Genomic DNA, 249 nt, shown 5'->3' with positions numbered 1-249 from the left:
GATCGGTGCAGGAACAGACCGGTATTTTTGCAGGCTCTGGTGGCTTTCGATATCACGGTGGGCGAGCATACCCAGCTCAATGGCGCGGTGATTGGCTCGACTGCCAGTGCCGATAAAAACACACTGGATACCGGCACACTGGGCTTCAGTGATATTGAAAATAAAGCCGATTCTAAGGTTGAACACCAAAGTGTCGGTATCAGCACCGGCGGCAATATCGGCGGTCAGTTCGCCGGTAATATGGCCAAT

General features: G+C 52.6%; 1 pseudogene. It reads left to right on the top strand.

The features are described from left to right. A pseudogene (locus tag YROHD0001_RS00025) lies at positions 1-249 on the top strand (hemolysin); the annotation flags it as partial.

It is taken from the genome of Yersinia rohdei ATCC 43380, assembly GCF_000173775.1.
Classification (GTDB): domain Bacteria; phylum Pseudomonadota; class Gammaproteobacteria; order Enterobacterales; family Enterobacteriaceae; genus Yersinia; species Yersinia rohdei.
Note: the sequence above shows the minus strand (reverse complement) of the source record. Positions and strands in the feature narration are given on the sequence as shown.